This window comes from Novosphingopyxis iocasae, assembly GCF_014334095.1.
Classification (GTDB): domain Bacteria; phylum Pseudomonadota; class Alphaproteobacteria; order Sphingomonadales; family Sphingomonadaceae; genus Novosphingopyxis; species Novosphingopyxis iocasae.
In genome coordinates this window covers 369,935-393,732 of sequence record NZ_CP060495.1, presented here as the reverse complement: position 1 = coordinate 393,732, position 23,798 = coordinate 369,935, and the positions used below count along the sequence as shown (strand labels likewise).

Sequence of the window (23,798 nt, the reverse complement as noted above, 5' to 3'; positions counted from 1 at the left end):
TCAGGCGGTCCCGTTGCCTGTCAGCGCATCACGCAGCGCCTTTACCTCCGCGTTCAGCGCAACGAGACGGTCCGTGGACATGCCCGCTCGTTCGTAGATCATGGGGGCGAGGCAGCCGGTCTCCGCCCACCGCTCACGCCCTAGATCGGTAAGCCGCACGCGCACTTGGCGTTCGTCTTTGGGATCGCGCGTGCGGCTGACCAGTCCTGCGGCTTCCAGGCGCTTGGCCAGCGGGGTGATCGTGCTCGGCTCCAGCGCCAGCCGCTCTGCAATCGCACCGATGGAGCGCCCATCCTCCTCCTCCGCCAGCGCCTGTAGAACAAGGAACTGCGGATAGGTGATGCCGAGCTTGTCCAGCATCGGCTTGTAAATGCGATTGATCGCCATCGAGGTGGCATAAAGCGAGAAACAGAGCTGCTGATCGAGCGGTAATGGTCCGGGCATGAAGCGCCTCCTTTGCTCTCTGTTAGCGCGCAATCCTTATCGCGACAAATAGTTCTGGACAGAGGTTTCTGGCCACCCTAAATGTTATCGCGATAAACGAAGGAGCGCATGATGAGCATCGACGTAAAATATCGCACGCAGGCCACCGCAACCGGCGGTCGTGACGGCACGGCGAAATCGCAGGATGGCAAGCTGGCGGTGAACCTTTCGAGCCCCAAGGAACTGGGCGGCGCGGGCGGTGACGGCACCAATCCGGAGCAGCTTTTCGCGGCCGGTTACGCCGCATGCTTCATCGGCGCACTGAAGGTCGCCGGGCAGCAGCTGAAGCTGAAGGTGCCAGCTGACGTGTCGGTGACCGCGCAGGTGGGTATCGGCCCGCGCTCGGAAGGCGGCTTCGGCATCACCGCCGATCTGGAAGTGGCGCTACCCGGGCTGGAGCGCGAGGACGCACAAAAGCTCATCGATGCGGCGCACCAGATCTGCCCCTATTCGAACGCCACCCGCGGCAATGTCGACGTCGGCCTTTCCTTGGCCTGACGTTTTATGAGCCCGGTATGCCTCCCTCCGCCGGGCTCATCGACACCCGGGGCGTTTCGTCGCTCCCGAGCAATGCTCGGGTCCGGGGGAACGCCTCGGGCATTTCGTCGCGGATGAAGGCGAGCATCTTCTCGCGGATCGCGCAGCGCAGATCGAAAGTGCGCGGTGAAGAACTGGCCGTGGCGAGGATGCGCAGCTCGATCGCGTCCGCCTTCATATCGGTCACCTGCAACACATTGCCGCGCCCGTCATAGAGCGGCTCATCCTCGATGAAGCTTTCGAAATAGGCGCGCAGCCGGTCGATATCCGCCGCCGGATCGAGGTAGAGAAAGATCGCGCCGAACAGCCCGGCACCGGTCCGCGTCCAGTTCTGGAACGGCTCCTCCAGAAACTTCGACACCGGCACGATCAGGCGCCGGTCGTCCCACACCTTGACCACGATATAAGTGAGCCGGATCTCCTCGATCCACCCCCACTCGCCCGCGACGACCACGGCATCCTCGATCCGGATCGGCTCGGTAAAGGCCATCTGGATACCCGCGATCAGGTTCTTGAGCGCAGGCTGCGCGGCAGCGCCGACCGCAAGACCTGCGAGGCCCGCCGACGCAAGCAGGCTGACGCCGATGCTGCGCACGCTGGGCAGGCTCAGCAGCATCATCGCGACGGTGACGAGGATGATGAGGAAGATACCGATGCGCACCAATATCCCTGTGCGGGTACGGCGGCGGCGCGCGTTGAGATTGTTCTCGACCGTGATGTCGGCATGCAGTTCCACCACCTCCCGCAAGGCGCGCAGGATGGCGATGAGAAGCCAGCCGATCAGCAGCGGCAGCGCCATCCCTTCGATCATGTGCCATAGATCGACGGTGGGATCGCTGAGCCCCCAGCCGCGCCGCGCGATGCCCACCGCAATCGCGACGAACAGCCAGCGCGTGGGCAGGCGCAAATAGCGCAGCACAATATTGTCGGACCGGTTTTCGGACTTATGCGTCAGCCGGCGAAGCAGCGCGAAGACGCTGAAGTGGATGCCGAGCGCCACCAGCGCGGCAATCGCAACATCGATCAAATGCCGCCAAACCAACGGCAGCCCATCGAAGAAATCGGGGAGCGGTATATCGAGCATGGCGGCCCTAGCTAATGGCTAAGGCGTCATGCTGCAATGCAGCAGAATGGAGCGGAGGTTGGGTTTAGAAGAGAACGGTGCCGCGGCCGGGGTTGGCCCCGGTCCGCGGCGGTCCTCTCCAAACTTGTCAGGCGGCGGTGGGTGCCGCTTCCTTCACACCCTGATCGACATGGCTTTCGAACGGCGCGAAATTGTCGATGAACAGCTTCACCAGCTTGGCCGCCTGATCGTCATAGGCAGCCTTGTCGTCCCAGGTTTCGCGCGGATCGAGGATCGCATCATCCACACCCGGCACCGATACCGGTACGTCGAACCCGAAATTGGGGTCGGTGCGGAATTCGGCGTCATTGAGCGAACCGTCCAGCGCAGCGTTCAGGAGCGCGCGGGTCTCCTTGATCGGCATGCGCTTACCCGTGCCGTACTTCCCACCGGTCCAGCCGGTGTTGAGCAACCAGCATTGCACCCCGCCCTTGGCGATCCGCTCCTTTAGCAGATTGCCATAGACGCTGGGGTGGCGCGGCATGAACGGTGCGCCGAAGCAGGTGGAAAAGGTCGCTTCCGGATCGGTCACGCCGATTTCGGTGCCCGCCACCTTGGCGGTGTAGCCCGAAAGGAAGTGATACATCGCCTGATCGGGCGTCAGCCGCGCGATCGGGGGCAGCACGCCGAATGCATCGGCCGTCAGCATGATCACCGTCGCGGGCACGGGACCGAGATTGTTCTCGCTGGTGTTCGGGATAAAATCGATCGGATAGGCGCCGCGGCTGTTCTCCGCCAGGCTCGCATCGTCCAGGTCCAGCGTGCGGGTTTCGTCGTCCATCACGACATTTTCCAGCACGGTGCCGAAGCGGCGCGTGGTCGAATAGATTTCCGGCTCCGCTTCCTCGCTCAGGCGGATCATCTTGGCATAGCAGCCGCCTTCGAAGTTGAAGACGGCGCTGTCGGACCAGCCATGTTCGTCATCGCCGATCAGCGTGCGGCTGGCATCGGCTGACAGCGTGGTCTTGCCGGTGCCGGACAGGCCGAAGAAGACCGCGCTGTGACCGTCCGGGCCGATATTGGCGCTGCAATGCATCGGCATCACGCCCTTTACCGGCAGCAGATAGTTCAGAAGGCCGAAGACGCTCTTCTTCATCTCGCCAGCATAACGCGTGCCGCCGATCAAGATCAGCTTCTCGGTGAAGTTCACCGCGATCACGGTTTCGCTGCGCGTGCCGTGGCGATCCGGATCGGCCTTGAAGCTGGGCAGATCGATCACGGTATATTCGGGGCTGAAACCGGCCAGCTCCTCCTCGGTCGGGCGGCACAGCATCGTGCGGATGAACAGATTGTGCCAGGCCAGCTCGTTGATCACGCGCACGGCGACGCGGTGCTCGGGCTGCGATCCGCCGAACAGATCCTGGCAATAGAGCGTTTTCTTTTCGCCGAGCGCGCTCAGGAAGTCTTCTTTCAGCGCGGCGAAATGCTCCGGGCTCATCGCAGCGTTGTTATCCCACCAGATATTATCTTCGGTCTCTGCGTCGCGAACGATGAACTTGTCCTTGGCCGAGCGGCCGGTGTGCTTGCCGGTTTCCACGACCAGCGGACCGTCCTTCGCCAAGCGCCCTTCCCCGCCCGCGACCGCCGCTTCGACCAGCGCCGCGCGCTGCAAGTTCCAGTGACAATAAGCAGAGACGGAAAAGCCCTGTTCGGAAAGCGAGACATTGGGCTGCTGGTTGGGGGACTGGGACATGGGGCACGCATTCTTTCAAAACGGATGAAACGGGCAAAGTCCGCCTGCACCCGACTTGCCTTCTATTAAGAGGCGTCGACGAATGCGGTGGTGATGTTCTCAGATGACATGCCGGTAGATCAGCCGATCCAGCGCGTCAATCGCGGCTTTGCATTCGTATGCATTGCTGCACCGCACCCTTCAGAGCGTTAGCCGGAGGGGTGGCGGGGCACATGGCGGAAAGGCCGGACTTGCGGGCCGCGCCGCCCTGTTTTAACGCGCGAAAAACGACGCATCGGCAGGCAATAAGGACCAGCGGACACATGGCCGGCACCATCGCCCTTGTCGATGACGACAAGAACATACTTACCTCCGTCTCCATCGCGATGCAGGCCGAAGGGTACACCACTAGGCTCTATTCCGATTCGCAGGCTGCCCTCGCCGCGCTGACCGATAATCCGCCAGATCTTGCCGTGCTCGACGTGAAGATGCCGGGCATGGACGGTCTGGAGCTGCTGCGCCGCATCCGCGAAAAGCACGAATTCCCGGTGATCTTCCTTACCAGTAAGGATGACGAGCTGGACGAGGCGCTGGGCCTTGCCATGGGTGCGGACGATTATATCACCAAGCCGTTCAGCCAGCGCCTTCTCCTTGCCCGGATCAAAGCGATCCTGCGCCGCGTCGATTATATGAAGCGCGCTTCCGAAGCGCCCGAGGACGAACAGGCCGCCGCACCGATGGAGCGCGGGCCCCTGTCGATGGACGAGGCGCGGCATGAGGTGCGCTGGAACGGCAAGGCCGTCAGCCTGACCGTCACGGAATTCCTGATCCTGCAGGCGCTGGCTTTGCGGCCGGGCCTGGTCAAGACGCGCAGCCAGCTGATGGACGCCGCCTATCAGGACGACGTCTATGTCGACGATCGTACGATCGACAGCCACATCAAACGCCTGCGCCGCAAGTTCCGCGAGGTCGATTCCACGTTTGAGGCGATCGATACGTTATACGGAGCGGGTTATCGCTTCTCAACCGAATGAGCCGGAAGGCCTTGCGCTCGGCTGGTCCCGGCGGATGTCGCTCACCACGCGCATCCTCGCCGTCAATATTTTCGCGGTCGTGCTCCTGGCGGGCGGACTTTTCTTTCTAGACAGCTACCGTTCGCAGCTCGTCCAGATTCGCACCGAGGCCTTGCAGCGCGAGGCAAATGCCATCGCCCGCGCGCTGCCGCTGCTACCGTCCGCACAGCGCGACGCCTTCTTAGTAGACAGCGCCCTCGCGCTCGGCGGTCGCATCCGGCTTTACGGCCCGGACGGCAGCAAAACGGCGGACAGCTTTGCCCTTGCCCCGCCCAATTACGATGTCGAGCAGATCGACTCGATTCCGTTCCGGCGCGCCTTTGCGCGCGAGGTCGACCGGGCCACCGACGCGCTGGTCGGCACCGCCGCGCCGCCCGATTACGCCGATCCGCAGCCCGATATCGCATCGAGCTGGCCCGAACTGAAAGAGGGCGACGGCCTCCACAGCATCGCCCGCCAAGGCCCGGACGGCGCCTATGTGCTGAGCGCCGGCGCCGCTTTCCGCGGTGGTAAGCTGCTGCTCACCAGCCGCGCCGCCGATATCCGCGGCATCATTCGGGAGGAGCGGTTGACCATCGCGATCTTCTCGGTTCTCGTCCTTCTTATTTCCGTCTGGCTTTCGCTTTTTCTTGCCCGCACGATCGTGAAGCCGCTGCGCCTGCTCGCGCGCAACGCGGTGAAGGTGCGCCTCGGTTTCGCGCGCGAGGTGTCGATCCCGCGCCTTCCCTCCCGCCGCGACGAGATCGGCATGCTGGCGCGTGCGGTTTCGGACATGTCGAATGCGCTGCGCGAACGAATCGACGCGACAGAAGCCTTTGCCGCGGACGTCGCGCATGAGGTGAAAAACCCCCTCGCCTCGCTGCGCAGCGCGCTGGAATCGCTGCAGATGGTGGAGGATGAGGAACTGCGCGCGAAGCTGTTCGACATCGCTTCCAGCGACGTGCGCCGGCTGGACCGGCTGATCAGCGACATCAGCGAAGCGAGCCGGGTGGATTCGCAGCTTTCGCGCGCCAAGTTCGAGCGGGTCGATATCGCCGCGATGATCGAACAGCTGCTCGCCTCCCGCCGGGAGAGGGCCAATGGCGGCGACACCGTCTATCTGCGCTTCGTGCCCCCGGTCGGCGATATCGCCTGCGTGATGGGGGAGGATGTGCGGCTGGAGCGCGTGTTCGAGAATCTGATCGACAACGCCATTTCCTTCTCTCCAGATGGCGGCGAGGTGGAAATTCTGGTCAGTAAAACGGCAAGCGAGGTGCTGGTGCGCGTGATGGACGAAGGCCCGGGCGTGCCCCCCGACCAGCGCGAGGCGGTGTTTGAACGCTTCCACAGCCGCCGCCCGGCGAGCGAGAGCTTCGGCAAGCATAGCGGCCTCGGGCTGGCCATCGCACGCACCATCATCGACGGCCATCAGGGCAGCATCCGCGCTGTCGACCGGATCGACGATCGCGAAGGGGCCTGTTTTGAAATCCGCCTGCCGCGCGCGGGAGTGACCGAATGATGGAGGGCAATTCGTCCAGCAAGGTGGTGCACGGCACCGCGGTCGCCATTGGAGCAGAAGGCATACTGCTGCTGGGCCGTCCGGGCTGCGGCAAATCCGATCTGGCGCTACGCCTCATCGATCGCGGCGCGCTGCTGATCGCCGACGATCGGGTGCGGCTAGCACGCCACGGCGAGACTATCACCTTGTCCGGCGCGGCAGAGTTTGCGGGCCGCATGGAGGTGCGTGGGCTCGATATCGTGACCGTGCCGCATGTCGCCGCCGCACCCTTTCGCCTCGCCGTGCAGTGCGATGCGGTGCCAGAGCGCCTCCCCGGCCCCGAACATCGCCGCTGGCTGGGCATCCCCATCCCCTCAATGCGCCTCGCCGCGCTGGAGGCGAGCGCGCCGATCAAGGCGGAGATGGCGCTGCGCGTGGCCAAGGGGGCTATGGTTGACGGGGCCGACGCCGGGTCTAAAGAACGGGGCTATTCATGAGCGATCCTGCCGCCCCCAAGACGATATTGCTGGTCACCGGTCTGTCCGGCGCGGGCAAATCGACCGTGCTCAACCAACTGGAAGATCTCGGCTGGGAAACCATCGACAATTTGCCGATCCGGCTGGTCGGCCAGCTTTTGAAGCTGCCGAGCGGCGATGCCCCGCTCGCTTTGGGTTTCGACAGCCGGACGCGCGGCTTCACTCCGGAAGAGCTGATCCAGCAGGTGAAGAAACTGCATTCCAAGCGCGGCGATGACATCTCCACGCTGTTTCTCGACTGCCAGGGCTGGGAACTGGAACGCCGCTTTTCCGAAACGCGCCGCCCGCATCCGCTGGCGCAAGACCGGCCTGCCGCCGACGGCATCGCGCAGGAACGTTCCATCATGGCCCCGCTGCGCCGCTGGGCGGATATGGTGATCGACACCTCCAAGCTTTCGGTCAGCGATCTGAAGGCGCAGGTGCGCGAACGGTTCGACACCGGCCATGCGCGCGGCACCACCATCACCGTGACCAGCTTCGGCTTCTCGCGCGGCGTACCGCACAATGCGGATCTGATTTTCGATCTGCGCTTCCTGCGCAATCCGCATTGGGTGGACGATCTGCGCCCGCTCACCGGGTTGGATGATGCGGTGTGCGATTATGTGCGCGCCGATAGCGATTTCGACAGCGCTTTTGCCAAGATCCGCGATCTCGTACTGTTTCTGCTCCCCCGCTATCAGGCGGAAGCGAAAGCCTATGTGAACATCGGTTTCGGCTGCACTGGCGGGCGGCACCGCTCGGTCTGCTTCGCCGCCACCTTTGCCGAAATGCTGCGCGAGGAAGGCTATTCGCCGAATATCGAACATCGCGATCTCGGCTCGCGCCCGGTGGACAGTCTGGAAAATTTGAGGAATGGCCCCGGCATGAGTCGCACAGCGCAAAAAAAGGGCACCGCCGAATGATCGGCATGGTTCTGGTGACGCATGGCAATCTGGCGACCGAGTTTCTCGTCGCCATGCAGCATGTCGTCGGACGGCAGGAGCAGATCGCCACGATCTGCATCGGCCCGAACGACGATATGGAAGTGCGCCGCAGGGAGATCGGCAATGCCGTTGCCGATGTCGACAGCGGTCAGGGCGCGATCATCCTGACCGATCTGTTCGGCGGCACACCGTCCAACCTTGCCATCTCTCTCCTTGAAAAAGGCCGGGTGGAGGTGATTGCGGGGGTAAATCTGCCGATGCTGATCCGGCTCGACAGCGCCCGGCGCAACCTCGGCATTGTCGAGGCGGTGGGCGCGGCGCGTGAGGCGGGCCGAAAATATATCTCCGTCGCCTCCGAACTGCTGGATTCCGACAAATGAGCGAAACCGCCAGCCGCACCGTCACCATCGTCAACGACAAGGGGCTTCATGCGCGCGCAAGCGCCAAGTTCGTCGGACTGGTCGCGCGGCTGCCGGACGCTGTTTCGGCCGAGGTAGTGAAGGACGGCCATAGCGTGCCGGGCGGATCGATCATGGGCCTGATGATGCTGGGCGCCGGCAAGGGCAGCGAGATCACGATTCAGGTCGAAGGGCCCGACGCCGCGCTCTGGTGCGACAAGCTGGCCGGGCTGGTGATGGACGGCTTCGGCGAATAGCCTTGCCCGAGCGTCAGACCATCACCGGGTTTTCGAACCCGCGCGTCAAATTCATCCGCTCGCTGCGCGACAAGAAGCACCGGCGGCGCGAGGGGCGTTTCCTGGCCGAAGGATTGCGCATCCTTACCGAGGCGCGCGAGGCCGGGCATCTGCCCGAAACGCTGGTGCTTTCCGATAAGGCCGATCCACATCCGCTGATCGCCGCACTGGAGCGCGAGGTTTTCGCGCGCGGCGGCGAGGTGATCGAAACCTCGGTCGACATATTGGAAAAACTCTCCGGCAAGTCCAATCCACAAACTGTGCTCGGCGTCTTCGCGGATTTGCCGACAGCGCTGGACGATCTCGACCGCGCCGCCGCGCCGATCTGGCTGGTGGCGCAGGAAATGCGCGATCCGGGCAATCTCGGCACCATGCTGCGCACCGGCGATGCGGTGGGCGCAGGCGGGCTGATCCTCCTCGACGATTGCACCGATCCCTTTTCGGTGGAGGCGGTGCGCGCCAGCATGGGCGCGCTGTTCACGCAGAAAATCGCGCGCGCGAACCGCGGCGATTTCCTCGACTGGCTGCGCGCCGGGCCGGGCCAGCTCGTCGGCACCAGCCTGCGCACCGAAACCGATTATCAGGCCCCCGCTTACGCCCCGCCCGTCTTCATCCTGACGGGCAATGAGGCGCGCGGCCTGCCGGAAGCTTATGAGGATGCTTGCGACATCCTGGTCCGCATGCCGATGATGGGCAAGGCGGACAGCCTCAATGCCGCGGTGGCGACGGCGGTGATGGCCTATGAGGTGCTGAACCAGCTTCGCCGCGCCTGAACGGCGGGCCTGTCCGCGCAACTGGCGCATGACCGGAACGGTTGCGATAGCGGAACGTTCTGGCGACATGACCCGAACCCTTGCCCTGATCCCCCTCGCCGCGCTCGCCCTTGCCGGATGCCAAACGCTCGACCCCTATGGCGATCGTTATTCCGGCGAATATGGCGGTTACCCGCAAAATCCGGCGGGCACATATCCGCCCGGCGATTATGACAATGTCGGCTATGCGCAAGACGGCCCGGCGCGTGCCCAAGGCGTCACCTTTCCGTATCGCGCCGTGGGCACAGAACCGTTTTGGAGCCTGGACATGGATGCGCAGTCGATCCGCTACCAAGGGGCGAATGGTGAGCAGATCAGCGTGCCTACGCCGCCTGGAAGGCCGAGTTTCAACGGCATGCGCTATGTCGCCGACGGCATGACGGTGGATGTCACCTACAGCCGCTGTTCCGATAGGATGAGTGACCGCCGCTATGCCGACACGGTGATGGTGGACCTTCCAGGCGGGCGCACCTTGCGCGGATGCGGCGGCGACTTTGCCGGCCGCCCGGAAATGGCGGTGGATCAGCCCCATGCCGGACAGCGCGATCTGGCCGGAACGCGCTGGCAGCTTCTCAGCGTCAACGGCCTGCCGGTCGAAAGCCGCGATGCCGTGATCAGCTTCGATGGGCAGCAGTTCAGCGGCAGCGTGGGCTGTAATCGCATCAACGCCGATTATGTGGTGGACGGCATGGCGGTGAGCTTCGGCCCCGCGCGTACCACGCGCATGGCGTGCGATCCCGCCGTCATGGGGCAGGAGCGCGCGTTTCTCGACCTGCTCGACGCCGCGCAGGCGCAGCCCGTGGGCCAGCTCACCCGCCGTCTCGGCGCGATCCGCTATGCCCCCAATGGCAATATGATCCTGAGCGCGCCCGATGGCCGAGTGGCGGTGCTGAGCCCGTTCTACTGAGCGAACGCGCGGGCCATCAGCTCCATTCGAGCAGACCTATCCCCTCGCCCATTCGGGCCGGACTACCGCGGCGCTCAGCTTAAACGCAATCCGTCCGGGCTGAGCTTGTCGAAGCCCTGCATTTCCGAACCGCAGATATTTCCGAAGCAACTCACTCCGTTGCTTCGGCTTCTTCCTCCTACGCCTCCTCGACATCGCCATAGCGCGCCAACGCGTCGAGCTCTCACACGACTTCCAGTTCCTTCTTGCCGGTCTTTTAATTGCAATTTCAATAGGGGAGTAGTGGGAGCGCCCTGAATTCTATTCATCGATTTCAGCTGGGCTAGGTAAACTAGCGACTTCGCTCGAAGGCTCTATCTTACGCTTTCCACGTTCGACGCCTAACTCTTCGAGTTCGCTTCCTCGTTTCGCGAGCCGCCCAAATGGAGCGGAGAATTCATTGTAATCGCGAACTGCCGTCGTAAGACTGCGTCCAAGCTTGTTGTAGCGCTCGGCGGCAAGAGCGAGATCATCGTATAGCTTTCTCGCGTGATCGGCAATTTTCCGCGCGTCATCGTTCAGTTTTTGCTGACGCCACATATTAGCGATAGTGCGAGCTAAGGGGAAAAAGGTAGCCGGCCCACTCACAAGCACCCTGTTCCGCGCTGCGTCCTCCCAAAGTGACATATCGGCTTCTAAGGCCGCCGACAGAAAATTATCGCCAGGAACATAAAGGACTACATAGTCTGGCGCTTTGTCGAACTGCGACCAATAAGCTTTTTTACCCAAAGCTGCTGCGTGCCCTCTTATAGCTGCCGCATGGCGGTTGAGTTGCATTTGTCGAACTTGCGGATCAGCTTCCCCAACAGCTTCCATGTACGCATCTAACGGACACTTTATGTCTACAATCAATTGCTGATCACCCGGAAGCATAATGACGTAATCCGGACGCAACACGCCGTCTTCGCCCTGCACGGAGACCTCGGGTTTGAAATCGATGCCTTTTTTCAAGCCAGCGACTTCAAGAAGATTCTCAAACTGCTGCTCGCCCCAGCGACCACTTGTTTTGGGGGCAGCCCGAAGTGAGTTAACAATCTTGGCCGCCTCGCTCTGTACGCGCTGCTGGCCTTCCTTCATCTCGCCGATCAAGCCGGTCAAAGTGCCATAGGCCTCGGTCCGCTCCTTCTCGATCTTGCCGACCTGCTCCTCATAGCTTTTGAGGCGTTCGCCGACCGGGGCGAGCAACTGGCGAATTTTCTCCTCGTTGCGCTCGCCCTGCTGGTGGAAGCGCTGATCGGCGCGTTCCAGAAAGTTCTTCTGCGCCTCGCCGAGCAGCTTGCCGCCGATCTCGCTGAACTGCGCGGACAGTGCCTTGCGCGCTTCCTCGTTCGCGGCGGCCAACGCCTTTTCGGACAGCTCCTTCACCTCGCGCAGTTCGGCGATCCGCGCTTCATAAGCACGGTTGCGCTCTTCCTGGCCCGATTTCAGCGAAGCCAGCTCGCTGCGGTCATACTCCGCACGATCGCGCAGGCCCTGCATTTCGCCGCGCACTGCGGCCATCTCCGCCTTGGCTTCGTCCCGCTCGCGCGTGACGCTTTCCAGCTGCATCCGCAACAGCTCGACCGCCGCCTTGGCGTCATCGCCCCCGCGTTTCGCCAACATCCAGCCGAGCCCGGCGCCCAGAATAAGCGCCGCGATGACGGCAATAACGGTGATGATCGGATCCACGGCTTTCTCCCCACGAACAGAGCGGGAACGATAGCGCCGCGGACAGGCCGCCGCAAGCGATGTGGACGGGTTTTATGATTGGCCGGAATCGGCTGGCCCGCCCGGACCTGCCATCCGGGCGGGGACAGGACCTCAGCCGATCGACTGGCCGGTGGCCTCCCAGTCCTTCAGGAACGCCTCGATCCCGGCGTCGGTCAGCACATGCTTGAACAGGCCGCGGATGACGGCGGGCGGCATGGTGGCAACGTCCGCGCCAATCTTCGCGCTTTCGAGGAGGTGGATCGGGTGGCGGATGGAGGCGACCAGGATTTCGGTGTCGAACGCGTAATTATCGTAGATCAGGCGGATATCGTCGATCAGGCGCATGCCGTCGAAACCATTGTCGTCATGGCGGCCCACGAACGGCGAGATGAAGCTGGCACCGGCCTTGGCGGCGAGCAGCGCCTGATTGGCCGAGAAGCAGAGCGTAACGTTCACCATTGTGCCGTCTTCGGTCAGCTTCTTGCAGGTCTTCAGCCCATCGACGGTGAGCGGCACCTTGATGCAGACATTGTCGGCGATCTTCCGCAGCACCTCGGCCTCGCGCATCATGGTGTCATGATCGAGGGCGACGACTTCGGCGCTGACCGGGCCGTCGACGAGGCCGCAGATTTCGGTCACCACTTCCTTGAAATCGCGGCCCGCCTTCTTGATCAGCGAGGGATTGGTGGTGACGCCGTCCAGCAGACCGGTTTCGGCGAGGTCTGCGATTTCGGACGTGTCGGCGGTGTCGACGAAGAATTTCATGGGCGCGGCCTTTCGCGGGCGTTAGGGATAATTCAATAGCTTCCCCCTAAACGCTGCTCCCACCATTATGCCAGTCCTTCCTCGCCTTTCGGCTCTCGTCCCGTGCGCCTTCGCACTTGCCTTCGCCACCCCGGTCCACGCCGAAGATCAAGCCGAGCTGTGGCTCAACGGTATCGTGTTCGTCCCATTGGGTGAGCAGAACCAGCTTGTCGTCGACACCAGTCTGCGCATGAACGAAGATGCCGAGGGACTCAGCGCTTATGTGCTGCGCGGCACGTTACTCACGCATGTTGCCGAGCATGTCCGCCTGGGCGGCGGGTACGGCCAGTTCTGGAATTATAGCGACGGCGATTTCACGATCGCCGAAAACCGGCCGCATCAGGATGCGTGGATCGATTTTCCGCTGAAGGCCGGCGGCGCCATAACCTCTCGCACCCGGCTGGAGGAGCGGCTGTTTTCCAGCGGCAGCAACGATGTCGGTGTACGCCTGCGCCAGATGGTCCAATATGTCGGGCCCGAACTGGGCGATACCAAGCTAAAGCCTGTGCTGAGCGAAGAAATCTTCTACAAGGTCAACAGCAATGATCGGCAGACCAGCGGCTTCGATCAGGCCTGGACCACGGCCGGGCTGCGCTATCCGGTGACGGACCGGTTCAATCTGGATGTGAACTATTTCAACCAGTGGGTCTTCCGCCCCGGCGACGACAAAATGAGCCACACCGCGCTGGTCGTGGCCGGCTATCATTTCTGATCCCGACGGAGCGGCGAGCGAAGAGCTACAGCGCGCCGTTTAGTCCGAAGACGCCGATCAGCAGCGGATCGTTCGTGGCGCGCGGATTGGCGCGAATATCGGCTTCCTCGCGTCCGATGGCGTTCCAGATCACATCGTTCGCCGCCCGGCCGACGCTGGTGGCGATACCCTGCACGTCGACACCGCTGACCGCGCGGATCGCCTGCGCGACGATATCGTTCTGGGCGAGGCGCAAGGCGCCGCCGATTTCCGGCACCATGGCGGTAATCAGCGCATTGCCCAGATTGCCGCGCAGATAATCGGTCGCCGCACGTGGGCCCCCACGCACGATCGCAGTGGCATCGGCGAAGCTGGCATTGCGGATCGCGTCCGTCACCAACGGCGCCGCCCGCTCGGCCCCTTGCGCCGCGGCGATGTTGAGCTGGCGTTGCAGCCGATCGCGAAAGGCCGGGCTGCGCAGCACCGCGCCCAGGATCGCACCGCCCTCCCCGAATTGCGCGGGCAGCGGGATGCGGTCCAGCTCGTTGTCGTAAAAGCCGCCCGGCTGGAGCAGCTGCGCGAACGCATTTTGCGAACTGATCGTCAGCAGCCGGCGCACCGCCTCGTTCAGGCTGAAACCCGGCAGCGATTGGCAGCCGGTCAGCAGCAGCGCCGCCGATGTCATGACGCCGCCGCCGATGAATGCGCGGCGGCGGAGGGGGCCTTCGAGGCGGCTGATAAGAACTGACATGGACATACGCTCCTGTTCGTTACGCGGCGGCAACGGGCGGAAGCGATCCTAGGTTCCTTCCCGCCGCAATCGAGCGGGAAGGAACCAAGTGGATGAACTGTCGGAAGATCAGTCCGGCTTCTTCGCCACGCCCACCAGCGCAGGGCGCAGCAGACGGTCCTTGATCATATAGCCGGCCTGGATTTCCTGCACCACGGTGCCCGGCTCCGCCTCGTCGCTCGGGATTTCCATCATCGCCTGATGGACATTGGGGTCGAGCGGCAGGCCCTTGGCGGCCACGCGCGTAATGCCGTGTTTGCCGAACACATTTTCCAGCTCTCGGCCAGTGGCTTCGATGCCGGTGATCAGGCCCTTCCACTTCTCTTCGTCGCGGATTTCCTTGGGGATCGCATCGAGCGCGCGTTGCAGATTGTCGTTCACCGACAGCACGTCGCGGGCGAAGCCGGTTGCGGCATAATTGCGCGCGTCGGCCGCGTCCTTTTCCGCGCGGCGACGCACGTTCTGCGTCTCGGCCTGAGCATAGAGCACATTCTGTTTGGCCTCGGCGAGCTGATTTTCCAGCTCGGCCAGCCGGTCATGCTCCTGTAGCTCGGGCGAGCCGTCGGCGGTTTCTTCGCGCAGCTCTTCCGGCACGCCTTCCAGTTCTTTCTCGGCAGCTTCGTCCATCTGCTTGTCTTCGGCCATGTTTCCAGGTTCTTTCGGTTGAATTGAGGTGGCGCGGGGACGCTCGATCGAGGATCAATCGACGAGGCGCGAGAGCGCCCGCGCGGTGAAATCCACCATGGGCACGATGCGCGCGTAGTTCAAGCGCGTGGGGCCAATAACGCCGACAACTCCGACGATCCGCCCTGCATTATCCTTATAGGGCGCGGCGATGACGGAAGAGCCGCTGAGCGAGAACAGCTTGTTCTCCGATCCGATGAAGATCTTGGTGGCCGCCGCCTCGCGCGCGCTGTCGATCAGACGGGCGATCTCTTCCTCGCTCTCGATCTCGTCGAGCAACTGGCGCACCCGGTCCAGATCGGCGGCGCTGCTTTCGTCCAGCAAGCGTGCCTGTCCGCGCACGATCAGCACCGGCCGGTCCCGCCCGTCGAGGCTCCAGGTAGCGAGCCCCTCGCGCACCAGATCGGCGCTCGCGCGGTCCAGCGCGGCCTTGTGATTGCGGATATCCCCGTCCAGCCGCTCCAGCGCTTCGGACAGAGTGAGGCCCGCCAGATGTTTGGTGAGATAGTTGGACGCCTCGGCCAGCGTGGCGTCGGTTACACCCGGCGGCGGCTCGACCAGCCGATTTTCCACGCTGCCATCCTCGCCCACCAGCACCGCGATCAGCTGCGTGTCCGACAGGCGCGCAAAACCGAACTGCTTCAAGCGCGGCTCGCGCTTGGGCACCTGTACGATCCCCGCGCAGCTCGACAGGCCGGACAGCATCGCCGTAGCAGAGGCCAGCGCCTGCTCGATCGGGCCGGACCCGCTCAGCTGCGATTCGATCGCCTGGCGCTCCTCGTCCGAAGGTTCGGCCACCTGCATCATGCCGTCGACGAACAGGCGCAGGCCGAGGTCGGTCGGAAGCCGCCCGGCGCTGGTATGCGGCGCGGCGAGCAGGCCGATCTCCTCCAGATCCTGCATCACATTGCGGATCGTGGCGGGCGACAGGCCCAGCGCGGAGGCGCGGCTGATCGTGCGCGATCCCACCGGCTGCCCGCTTTCGAGATAGGCCTCGACGACGCTGCGGAAGATATCGCGCGTGCGGTCGGTCAGTTCGGAAATGGGCGGCGTGTTCATTTGGCCAAGATAGGCGATGAAAGCTGAGACGCCAAATCCGGAACGTCGCACTTTGCGCACAGCTCTAGCAACAGCGCCGCCCCTTCCCTAAAGCCGCCCCAACCCAATCAGGAGATTCCCATGCGCCCCTCTTCCCGCGCCGCCGATGAAATGCGTGCCCTCAGCTTCGAAACCGGCTTCACCAAACATGCCGAAGGCTCCTGCCTCGTCAGCTTCGGCGATACCCGCGTGCTGTGCACCGCCAGCGTCGAAGACCGGCTGCCGCCGTGGATGCGCGGCAAGGGCGAAGGCTGGGTGACGGGCGAATATTCCATGCTCCCGCGCGCCACGCATACCCGCGGGATGCGCGAAGCGGCCAAGGGCAAGCAGTCCGGACGGACGCAGGAAATTCAGCGCCTTATCGGACGAAGCTTACGCTCTGTCGTAGACATGAAGAAGCTCGGTGAGCATCAGATCACGCTCGATTGCGATGTGATCCAAGCCGATGGCGGCACCCGCACCGCGTCGATCTCCGGCGCGTGGGTGGCGATGCGCCTTGCCGTCGACGGCCTGCTGAAGCGCGGCCTGATTGCGCAGGACCCGATCGAGGCGAAGATCGCCGCGGTTAGCTGCGGCATCTATCAGGGCACGCCGGTGCTGGACCTCGATTATGCCGAGGATTCGAACGCGGATGCCGACGCCAATTTCGTGCTGATCGAGGGCGGCCGCATCGCCGAGGTACAGGCCACGGCCGAGGGCGCAACCTATGACGAGGAGGGCCTGCTGCGTCTTCTGCGCCTTGCCAAGCTCGGATGCGATCAGATCTTCAAGGCACAAGAGGCTGCCGTCAAAGGATAATCGATCCGAAAGGAGAGCCGCCTTGGCCCATCGTAAGCTCGTCCCCGGCGATCTCATCATCGCCACGCATAATGAGGGCAAGCTGCGCGAGATTACCGCGCTGCTTGGCCCCTATGGCATGACGCCGGTTTCCGCCGGACAGCTGAACCTGCCAGAGCCGGACGAGACCGGTACGAGCTTTGTGGAAAACGCGCTGATCAAGGCGCGTGCGGCGGTTTCGGCCACCGGCACGGTGGCGCTGGCGGACGATAGCGGACTGTGCGTGAAGGCGCTGGGCGATGCGCCCGGCGTCTACACCGCCGACTGGGCGGAAAAGAGCTGGTTCGAGGGAGGGCCGGGCCGCGATTGGTACATGGCGATGGGCAAGGTGGAGGGCAAACTTGCCGAACACGGCCCGGACGTCGATCGTTCGGCCAGCTTCCACAGCACGCTCGCGCTGGTCTGGCCCGATGGGCATGAGGAGGTCTTCGCGGGCTCGGTGCCCGGCACGCTCGTCTGGCCCCCGCGCGGAGACCGTGGTTTCGGCTATGATCCGGTGTTCATGATCGACGGCGAAACGCGCACCTTCGGTCAAATGGACCCGGCGGAAAAGCAGGAGATCGACCACCGCGCCGATGCCTTTGCCAAGCTGGTCGGCGCGGTTTTCTGAGGGATTCCCGCCGAACCCGTAGCCCTGAGCTTGTCGAAAGCGCCTCTCGATCGAGAAGCATGCTTCGATAGGCTTGGTACCTACGGTCGATGACGTCGATCACCCCATATCGGGCCGCCGTCCCACCACATTGCCCGCGGGCGAATAGCGGCAGACCAGCACTTCGTTCTGCCGGTTGGCGGCAACCGCGCAGCCCACAGCGCGCGTGCTGCGCCAGATCATCTGCGTGTAATGGCCCACCGGTTTGCCGTTGCGGCTGTTCTGCGGCACCGGTCCGGGCACATAATCGGCCCGCTCGGCAATCCACGCATCAACCATTTCGCGATAGGAAAAGGCGCCGCGCGTCCCGATCCACAAATTTTCGCCCTGCGGCACGCCGCTTTGCCGGGCATGTTCGAAACGACCGCTTGCCGCCAGTTCGCGCGCATAGCTTCGCGCCGACGCGACCAGCGCCTCATTCCAGACCAACGGCGGCGCATCCACCGCGCGGCGTGCAGCGTTCTGGCGTGACAGCATGACGTCACGCAGTAACTGTTCGCCACGCGCTGGCGGCGGGCCACCTGGCATCCGCTCGGTTATTACCGCCGGTGCCTCGCTCTGCGGCATGCTGGCGACAGGCGGGGAGCAGGCGCCGAGCAGCAGGGCGAGCGGGAGGAGAATAGCTTTCATGACTCCGATCTGGGCACAGCCTGGCTGAACGGCAAGCGAACGCACCGCTACCGGTCAGGCTTCGACAACCGCCGGGCGAACGGATATGGGGGCGCCGTGACGTCCCCTCTCGCCCTCTACATCCACTGGCCCTTCTGCGTCAGCAAATGCCCCTATTGCGACTTCAACAGCCATGTCCGCGCGAACATGGATGATGACGCCATGGGTGAAGCGCTGCTGGCCGATATGGCGCACGAAGCCGCGTTGCTGGCCGGGCGCGAACTCGGCTCGATCTTCTTCGGTGGCGGCACGCCGTCACTGATGCCGCCGACGCTGGTTGCGCGGCTGATCGATCAGGCGACCACGTACTGGACGCCCGCGGACGATATCGAAATCACGCTGGAGGCCAATCCCAGCTCGGTGGAGGCGGCGCGCTTTAGCGATCTTGCGGCGGCGGGCGTCAACCGGGTCTCGCTCGGCCTGCAGAGCTTCGAGGATGATGCGCTGCGGTTTCTGGGCCGCGCACACGGCGCTGCGGAAGGGCTCGCCGCGCTGGATATGGCGCAGGCGCAGTTCGGCCGCGTCAGCTTCGATTTGATCTATGCCCTGCCCGGCCAGACGCTTGATGAGTGGGAAGCGCAGCTCGCCCGCGCGCTGTCGCTGGGCACCGGGCATCTATCGCTCTACCAGCTCACCATCGAACCGGGTACGCGCTTTGCCACCGATGTGCGACGCGGGGCCTTTGAGCCGATGGACGACGACGTGGCGGCCGACTTCTATGCGCTGACGCAGGAACGCACGGCAGCCGCCGGTCTGCCGGCCTATGAAACCAGCAACCACGCACGCGCCGGACAGGAAAGCCGCCACAACCTCACCTATTGGCGCTATCACGATTATGCCGGCATCGGCCCCGGCGCGCACGGGCGGCGGCTGAATCTTGCCACCGAACGGCATCGCAAGCCGGAAAACTACCTCGGTGCGGTCGCGCGCAACGGCCATGGCCTGCGCACCGAAACAGCGCTTTCACGCGGCGAACAGGCCGTGGAGGCCTTGCTGATGGGGCTGAGGCTGACGGAAGGTGTCCGGCTTGACGTCATGGCATCACGCTTCGGTTTTTCGGAAGATGCGCTGATAGACGCCCAGGCGGTCGATCGTCTGGCGGGCCACGGGCTGCTCTTGCACGAGGAATCTCATCTGGCGCTGACCGAAGCGGGCCGCCTGCTGCTGGATGCCATTCTGGCGGAAGTGGTCGCAGTGGAAGCGGAGGCCGCCCCCGCCTGAGCGATGCCATCCCTTCGCTCAGGGCTTACGATGCAGTCACAACCGGGGTAAGGATGCTGTTATGCCTCATCCGCTCATCCGCGAATATGGCGCCTATCTGCGCGATGACCGCCGCCGGTCCGTCCATACCGTGCGCGCCTATGTTTCGACGGCCGAGCGACTGATGGAACATCTGGGCGGCAGCGCTTCAAAGCAAGATATTGCAATGCTTTCTGCGCCGGACCTCAGAAACTTTCTTGCAGATCGCCGTAGCGACGGGATCGGCAATCGGTCGGCCGCGCGTGAACTTTCGGCAGTGCGTGCCTTCCTGAAATATTGCGGCGGAGATCAGGCCGCCCTCCCCCGCATCCGCGCGCCCAAAGCGGCGCGCACCGTGCCGCGCCCGGCCAGTCCGGACGACATCATGGCGCTGGGCACCGACATGGCGGAGGCGGCGCGCGAGCCATGGATCGCGGCACGGGATTGGGCCGTGCTGCTGCTTCTTTATGGCTGCGGCCTGCGCATATCGGAGGCGCTGTCGCTCACCGGCGGCGATCTTCCGCTCGGCGAGACACTGCGCGTTACCGGCAAGCGTGGCAAAACGCGGATCGTGCCGCTGCTCCCTGCCGTGCGCGAGGCAGTCGCGCATTATGCCGAAACCACGCCCTTCCCCGCCGCCAGGGACGAGGCGCTGTTTCGCGGGCCGCGCGGTGGGCCGATGAAACCCTCGGCTATGCGCCAGGCGGTGCTTCAGGCTCGCCGTCGCCTTGGCCTGTCCGAGCGGCTGACCCCGCACGCGCTGCGTCACAGCTTCGCGACGCATCTGCTGGCGGGCGGCGCGGACCTGCGCTCGCTGCAAGAACTGCTCGGCCATGCCAGCCTGAGTTCGACGCAAATCTACACCGCGGTCGACGCGGCGCATCTGCTCGATATCTATCGGCACGCCCACCCGCGCGCCTGAGGGCGTCACGCACAAGACCGGCGGCGGTCTCGGCCGCGAGAATGGAGAAACGGATCGCGCTGCGGTTCATATTCGCCGCGGCATGCGAGGCGTGGCGGCGCGCTCTTGCAATCCGGCCCGCCTTTCCACAGACCGGGCGGAAGCGCAGCAAAGCCCAGGAGAGATCGATGCCGGAATATGAATCCATCAAGCTCGTCATTGAGGAGGGCGTCGCCACCCTGACGCTGAACCGGCCGGACCGGCTGAACGCGGTCACGCCTGCTTCGTTCGATGAATTTCGCGATGCGCTTACCCAGCTTGTTCCCGGCGGTGCGCGCGCGCTCGTCATCACCGGCGAAGGGCGCGGTTTTTGCGCCGGAGCGGATCTTGCCGGGCGGACCTTCGACGGCGGATCGCCGGGCGATGCCTCGCGCCGCTCGCTGCAGGAACATTTCAATCCGGGCATGCTTGCCCTTGCCGAGCTGGATATCCCGGTCGTCACCGCGGTCAATGGCGCTGCCGCCGGTATCGGGTGCAGCCTGGCGCTTGCCGGCGATCTTATCGTCGCCGGGCGATCGGCCTATTTCCTGCAAGCGTTCGTCAATATCGGGCTGGTGCCGGACGGCGGCGCGACCTGGATCATTCCCAAAGCGATCGGCATCCCCGCCGCGATGGAAGCGATGCTGCTGGGCGAGCGTATTGCAGCGGTCCGCGCGCTGGAACTGGGCATGATCAATCGATGCGTGGACGACAGCCAGGTGCTGGAGGAAGCCCAGGCGCTCGCATCACGCCTTGCCGCCGGACCGACGGTTGCGATGGGCCAGATCCGCAAGCTGGTTCGCAAGGCGCAGGATTTGACCCTCGCCGATGCCATGGCGGCAGAGGCCGAGGCGCAGAAAATCTGCGGGGACACCGAGGATTTTCGTGAAGGCGCCGTTGCCTTCATGCAGAAGCGCAAGCCGGAATTCAAAGGCCGCTGACCCGCTGCGGCAGCCATACCACCTCAGTGAAAAAAGAAAGGCCCGCAAACAGCTTGCGGGCCTTTCAAGGCGATCCTCTGGATCACCCGGTCATTCTGAGCCGATGACGATCAGATGCCGTCCGCGGTATCTTCCAGCTTCTCGGCCTTCTGCTCCATCGCGTCAGACGTCTGGTTCATCTGGGCTTCACCGACCTGATCGGTCGCCATATCAGCCTTTTCCTCGGCCAGATCGGCCTTGGCTTCGGCAACGCCCGCCTGCGCGTCCATGACTTCGCCCTGCGCTTCGGTCACATCATCCTGCTGCTCGGCCTGCTCTTCGTTCGCACCATTGCATGCGGCAAGCGCCATAAGCGCGGTCACGGAGGCGGCTGCGATGAATTTCTTCATGGGTTATTTCCTGTTTGATTTAAAATCGTTAAGTTCGGCGCGCCCTATCAGCAACGGGCCGTCGCGGGCAAGAACAACACGTACCTAATGTACGCCAAGCCACGAATGTGGTGCGCCCGACAGGATTCGAACCTGTGGCCCCCAGATTAGGAATCTGATGCTCTATCCGACTGAGCTACGGGCGCCCGGCGGGTCTTTTACGGGCGGGCGTGCAAGGGGTCAATTCGTCTGCGCAGTTGCGCGGACTTCGCCGATCGGGCGGGCATTGGCGAGCGCGGGCACTTGCGTGCGCGCGCGTTCGACGGCGGCGAGGTCGATGTCCGCAAAGCCTACGCCGCAGCGCTCTTCCATATCCAGCAGCACATGGCCCCAGGGGTCGACGACCAAGCTGTGGCCAAAGGTTTCGCGGCCGTCTTCGTGCCGGGCGACCTGCGCGGGCGCGGCGACGAAGCATCCGGTTTCGATTGCGCGGGCACGGGCCAGCACATGCCAATGCGCGCGGCCCGTCGGCACGGTGAAGGCCGCCGGGATGGTGAGCAACTGCGCGCCACCCTCGGCCAGCGCGCGGTACAGCGCGGGAAAGCGAATGTCGTAACAGATCGACAGGCCCGTCGGCACATTTGCCGTCTGCGCCAGCACCGGTCCCTCCCCGCCTTCATAAACGCGCGATTCGCGCCAGCTTTCGCCGGTAGAAAGATCGACGTCGAACAGATGAATCTTGTCGTATCGCGCCGCAATGGTGCCATCGGGAGCGATCACGAGGGTACGATTTCGGCGTTTGCCACCCTCTGCCACCGGCAGACCCAGATGCAGCCATATGCCGAGTGCGCGCGCTTTTTCGCGCAAATTCGCGATCTCCGGATAGTCATTCTCGGCGCGCACATCCGCGCGTTCCCTGTCCCGATCGAGCAGCAGCGTCATTTCCGGTGTCAGCAGCACCTGCGCGCCGCCATCCGCCGCCTCGTTCATCGCGTCGGCGATCACGCGAGCATTGTCGGCGGCGGAAATGCCGCTCGTCATCTGGAGCAAGGCGAGACGCATCAGTCCGCCAGAAGTGCGTCGAGCTTGCCCTCACGTTCCAGCGCGGCGAGATCATCGCTGCCGCCGATATGATCGCCGCCAATGAAGATCTGCGGCACCGTGGTGCGCCCGCCCGCACGCTGGATCATCTCCTCGCGCTGCGGACCGCCCATGGAGATATCATGCTCCTCAAAAGCAACGCCCTTGTCGTTCAGGAGAGCCTTGGCGCGGTGGCAGTAGCCGCAGGTGAACTTGGTGTAGATTTCAACGCTTTTCATGGCTGCAAGCCTAGCAGACTTCGCACGAAGGTGCAGGAAATTCGTTCACAGCACCCGGGCCCAGGTGACCACGCCCACCCAGGAAGCTCCGCTGCGCTTAAGGATTGCAGCGCAGGCCGCGCTGGTGGCGCCGCTGGTATGCACATCATCGACGATCAGCACCGCGCGCCCCTCGATCGCCCTGCGTTGCCGCTCAGTGATGCCGAACGCGCCCTGGATCGTCCGTGCGCGGGCCTTCGCCCCCAGGCCGCGCAGGGGCGGCGTACGGCGCTTTCGCCGGATGAGATCGGGGTGGAAGGGCCGGTCGATACGCCTTGCCAGCGCACGGCCGATGAGGACCGACTGATTGTAGGTGCGCGCGGCCAGCCGACTCCAGTGCAGCGGTACCGGCGTCACAAGCATGTCGCCGGGCGGATCGGGAAGAAGGCGCGCCATGTGACCCGCCATCATGGTCGCCGCGCCCAGTCCGCGCGAATATTTGAGTTTCAGCACCAGATCGGTCGCAATGCCGCCATAGGCAACGGCGGATCGCAGGAAATCGAAGCGGGGCGGAGCCGCCAGACAGGCACCGCATAATGGCTCGCCCGGCACCTCATGTTCGAACGGCAGGCCGCAGCAGTGGCACCAGGGCGGTGCCAGAAACTTCAGCTGACACCAGCAATCAAGGCAAAAGGCCGCCGCATCGGCCGGGACGCAGCCGCATCCGGGACAGCGCGGCGGCAGCACGAAATCAAGCGCCTGGCGCAGCGGTTGCGGGACAGCCAGCATGGTGCGAAGCTTGTCCCCACGGACGCATCACGGCAA

Annotated in this window: 28 protein-coding genes and 1 tRNA gene; 15 read left to right on the top strand and 14 right to left on the bottom strand. The window is 64.0% G+C overall.

Annotated elements, in window-relative coordinates; translation table 11 throughout:
* Positions 1 to 444 (bottom strand): MarR family winged helix-turn-helix transcriptional regulator, encoded by a 444-nt coding sequence (locus H7X45_RS01945; RefSeq protein WP_187335893.1) that lies wholly within the window; start codon positions 442 to 444, stop codon positions 1 to 3.
* Between the two features lie 111 nt (positions 445 to 555).
* On the opposite strand from H7X45_RS01945, the gene H7X45_RS01940 reads away from it, so the two are divergent.
* Positions 556 to 981, top strand: coding sequence for an organic hydroperoxide resistance protein (locus tag H7X45_RS01940; RefSeq protein ID WP_187335892.1), 426 nt, complete (start codon positions 556 to 558; stop codon positions 979 to 981).
* Positions 982 to 985: 4 nt separating this feature from the next.
* Here the strand turns inward: H7X45_RS01940 and H7X45_RS01935 are convergent, their stop codons facing one another.
* The gene (locus H7X45_RS01935; protein WP_187335891.1) at positions 986 to 2,104 is read right to left on the bottom strand and encodes a mechanosensitive ion channel family protein; all 1,119 of its coding nucleotides are present in this window, start codon (positions 2,102 to 2,104) and stop codon (positions 986 to 988) included.
* A gap of 127 nt (positions 2,105 to 2,231) precedes the next feature.
* A complete protein-coding gene (locus H7X45_RS01930; RefSeq protein WP_187335890.1) occupies positions 2,232 to 3,836 on the bottom strand; it encodes a phosphoenolpyruvate carboxykinase in 1,605 nt (534 codons plus the stop codon).
* A 302-nt stretch (positions 3,837 to 4,138) separates the two neighbouring features.
* On the opposite strand from H7X45_RS01930, the gene H7X45_RS01925 reads away from it, so the two are divergent.
* The 8 genes from H7X45_RS01925 (at position 4,139) to H7X45_RS01890 (ending at position 10,237) form a co-directional block, all read left to right on the top strand.
* Entirely contained in the window at positions 4,139 to 4,849 is a 711-nt protein-coding gene (locus H7X45_RS01925) for a response regulator transcription factor (RefSeq protein WP_187335889.1), read from the top strand.
* Between the two features lie 34 nt (positions 4,850 to 4,883).
* Positions 4,884 to 6,386, top strand: coding sequence for a sensor histidine kinase (locus H7X45_RS01920; RefSeq protein WP_187335888.1), 1,503 nt, complete (start codon positions 4,884 to 4,886; stop codon positions 6,384 to 6,386).
* Positions 6,383 to 6,862, top strand: a complete 480-nt coding sequence (locus H7X45_RS01915) for an HPr kinase/phosphorylase (protein ID WP_214645511.1) — start codon at positions 6,383 to 6,385, stop codon at positions 6,860 to 6,862. Before H7X45_RS01920 ends, H7X45_RS01915 begins: the two co-directional genes overlap by 4 nt.
* Positions 6,859 to 7,803, top strand: coding sequence for an RNase adapter RapZ (gene rapZ / locus H7X45_RS01910; RefSeq protein ID WP_187335887.1), 945 nt, complete (start codon positions 6,859 to 6,861; stop codon positions 7,801 to 7,803). The genes H7X45_RS01915 and rapZ overlap by 4 nt, the downstream gene beginning before the upstream one ends.
* Positions 7,800 to 8,204 (top strand): PTS sugar transporter subunit IIA, encoded by a 405-nt coding sequence (locus H7X45_RS01905; RefSeq protein WP_187335886.1) that lies wholly within the window; start codon positions 7,800 to 7,802, stop codon positions 8,202 to 8,204. Before rapZ ends, H7X45_RS01905 begins: the two co-directional genes overlap by 4 nt.
* Entirely contained in the window at positions 8,201 to 8,479 is a 279-nt protein-coding gene (locus H7X45_RS01900) for an HPr family phosphocarrier protein (RefSeq protein ID WP_187335885.1), read from the top strand. Before H7X45_RS01905 ends, H7X45_RS01900 begins: the two co-directional genes overlap by 4 nt.
* A gap of 2 nt (positions 8,480 to 8,481) precedes the next feature.
* A complete protein-coding gene (locus H7X45_RS01895; protein ID WP_187335884.1) occupies positions 8,482 to 9,291 on the top strand; it encodes a TrmH family RNA methyltransferase in 810 nt (269 codons plus the stop codon).
* 67 nt (positions 9,292 to 9,358) lie between these two features.
* Positions 9,359 to 10,237 (top strand): META domain-containing protein, encoded by an 879-nt coding sequence (locus tag H7X45_RS01890; RefSeq protein ID WP_187335883.1) that lies wholly within the window; start codon positions 9,359 to 9,361, stop codon positions 10,235 to 10,237.
* Positions 10,238 to 10,537: 300 nt separating this feature from the next.
* Here H7X45_RS01890 and H7X45_RS01885 read toward each other — a convergent pair whose 3' ends face one another.
* Together H7X45_RS01885 and fsa are read right to left on the bottom strand one after the other, a co-directional pair.
* Positions 10,538 to 11,944, bottom strand: a complete 1,407-nt coding sequence (locus tag H7X45_RS01885) for a DNA recombination protein RmuC (protein ID WP_246449567.1) — start codon at positions 11,942 to 11,944, stop codon at positions 10,538 to 10,540.
* 132 nt (positions 11,945 to 12,076) lie between these two features.
* Entirely contained in the window at positions 12,077 to 12,730 is a 654-nt protein-coding gene (fsa, locus tag H7X45_RS01880; protein WP_187335882.1) for a fructose-6-phosphate aldolase, read from the bottom strand.
* A gap of 67 nt (positions 12,731 to 12,797) precedes the next feature.
* Here fsa and H7X45_RS01875 point away from each other — a divergent pair, with 67 nt between their 5' ends.
* A complete protein-coding gene (locus tag H7X45_RS01875; protein ID WP_187335881.1) occupies positions 12,798 to 13,481 on the top strand; it encodes a DUF2490 domain-containing protein in 684 nt (227 codons plus the stop codon).
* Between the two features lie 25 nt (positions 13,482 to 13,506).
* Here the strand turns inward: H7X45_RS01875 and H7X45_RS01870 are convergent, their stop codons facing one another.
* From H7X45_RS01870 to hrcA, 3 genes are all read right to left on the bottom strand, one after another.
* Positions 13,507 to 14,211 carry a DUF4197 domain-containing protein gene (locus tag H7X45_RS01870; RefSeq protein WP_246449566.1) on the bottom strand — a complete coding sequence of 235 codons (705 nt, stop codon included), beginning with the start codon at positions 14,209 to 14,211 and terminating at the stop codon, positions 13,507 to 13,509.
* 108 nt (positions 14,212 to 14,319) lie between these two features.
* Positions 14,320 to 14,895, bottom strand: a complete 576-nt coding sequence (grpE, locus tag H7X45_RS01865) for a nucleotide exchange factor GrpE (RefSeq protein ID WP_187335880.1) — start codon at positions 14,893 to 14,895, stop codon at positions 14,320 to 14,322.
* A gap of 54 nt (positions 14,896 to 14,949) precedes the next feature.
* Positions 14,950 to 15,993 carry a heat-inducible transcriptional repressor HrcA gene (gene hrcA / locus H7X45_RS01860; RefSeq protein WP_187335879.1) on the bottom strand — a complete coding sequence of 348 codons (1,044 nt, stop codon included), beginning with the start codon at positions 15,991 to 15,993 and terminating at the stop codon, positions 14,950 to 14,952.
* Between the two features lie 120 nt (positions 15,994 to 16,113).
* On the opposite strand from hrcA, the gene rph reads away from it, so the two are divergent.
* Both rph and rdgB read left to right on the top strand, forming a co-directional pair.
* Positions 16,114 to 16,830 carry a ribonuclease PH gene (rph, locus tag H7X45_RS01855; protein ID WP_187335878.1) on the top strand — a complete coding sequence of 239 codons (717 nt, stop codon included), beginning with the start codon at positions 16,114 to 16,116 and terminating at the stop codon, positions 16,828 to 16,830.
* A 22-nt stretch (positions 16,831 to 16,852) separates the two neighbouring features.
* On the top strand, positions 16,853 to 17,479 hold the full coding sequence (rdgB, locus tag H7X45_RS01850) for an RdgB/HAM1 family non-canonical purine NTP pyrophosphatase (protein WP_246449565.1): 627 nt from the start codon (positions 16,853 to 16,855) through the stop codon (positions 17,477 to 17,479).
* Positions 17,480 to 17,578: 99 nt separating this feature from the next.
* Here the strand turns inward: rdgB and H7X45_RS01845 are convergent, their stop codons facing one another.
* Positions 17,579 to 18,148 carry a CAP domain-containing protein gene (locus H7X45_RS01845; protein WP_187335876.1) on the bottom strand — a complete coding sequence of 190 codons (570 nt, stop codon included), beginning with the start codon at positions 18,146 to 18,148 and terminating at the stop codon, positions 17,579 to 17,581.
* Positions 18,149 to 18,244: 96 nt separating this feature from the next.
* Here H7X45_RS01845 and hemW point away from each other — a divergent pair, with 96 nt between their 5' ends.
* From hemW to H7X45_RS01830, 3 genes are all read left to right on the top strand, one after another.
* Positions 18,245 to 19,408 carry a radical SAM family heme chaperone HemW gene (gene hemW, locus H7X45_RS01840; protein WP_187335875.1) on the top strand — a complete coding sequence of 388 codons (1,164 nt, stop codon included), beginning with the start codon at positions 18,245 to 18,247 and terminating at the stop codon, positions 19,406 to 19,408.
* 61 nt (positions 19,409 to 19,469) lie between these two features.
* Positions 19,470 to 20,348: a tyrosine recombinase XerC gene (locus H7X45_RS01835; protein ID WP_187335874.1), complete on the top strand. Its 879-nt coding sequence runs from the start codon at positions 19,470 to 19,472 to the stop codon at positions 20,346 to 20,348.
* Positions 20,349 to 20,515: 167 nt separating this feature from the next.
* Positions 20,516 to 21,307, top strand: coding sequence for an enoyl-CoA hydratase-related protein (locus tag H7X45_RS01830; protein ID WP_187335873.1), 792 nt, complete (start codon positions 20,516 to 20,518; stop codon positions 21,305 to 21,307).
* Positions 21,308 to 21,417: 110 nt separating this feature from the next.
* Here H7X45_RS01830 and H7X45_RS01825 read toward each other — a convergent pair whose 3' ends face one another.
* The 5 genes from H7X45_RS01825 to H7X45_RS01805 all read right to left on the bottom strand — a co-directional run bounded on the left by H7X45_RS01825 (position 21,418) and on the right by H7X45_RS01805 (position 23,762).
* Positions 21,418 to 21,696 carry a hypothetical protein gene (locus tag H7X45_RS01825; RefSeq protein ID WP_187335872.1) on the bottom strand — a complete coding sequence of 93 codons (279 nt, stop codon included), beginning with the start codon at positions 21,694 to 21,696 and terminating at the stop codon, positions 21,418 to 21,420.
* 108 nt (positions 21,697 to 21,804) lie between these two features.
* Positions 21,805 to 21,881 (bottom strand) — tRNA-Arg (locus tag H7X45_RS01820).
* Between the two features lie 34 nt (positions 21,882 to 21,915).
* A complete protein-coding gene (locus H7X45_RS01815; RefSeq protein WP_187335871.1) occupies positions 21,916 to 22,737 on the bottom strand; it encodes a carbon-nitrogen hydrolase family protein in 822 nt (273 codons plus the stop codon).
* Positions 22,737 to 22,994 (bottom strand): glutaredoxin 3, encoded by a 258-nt coding sequence (gene grxC, locus H7X45_RS01810; protein WP_187335870.1) that lies wholly within the window; start codon positions 22,992 to 22,994, stop codon positions 22,737 to 22,739. Before grxC ends, H7X45_RS01815 begins: the two co-directional genes overlap by 1 nt.
* A gap of 45 nt (positions 22,995 to 23,039) precedes the next feature.
* On the bottom strand, positions 23,040 to 23,762 hold the full coding sequence (locus tag H7X45_RS01805; RefSeq protein WP_187335869.1) for a ComF family protein: 723 nt from the start codon (positions 23,760 to 23,762) through the stop codon (positions 23,040 to 23,042).
* Between the last annotated feature and the right edge of the window lie 36 nt (positions 23,763 to 23,798).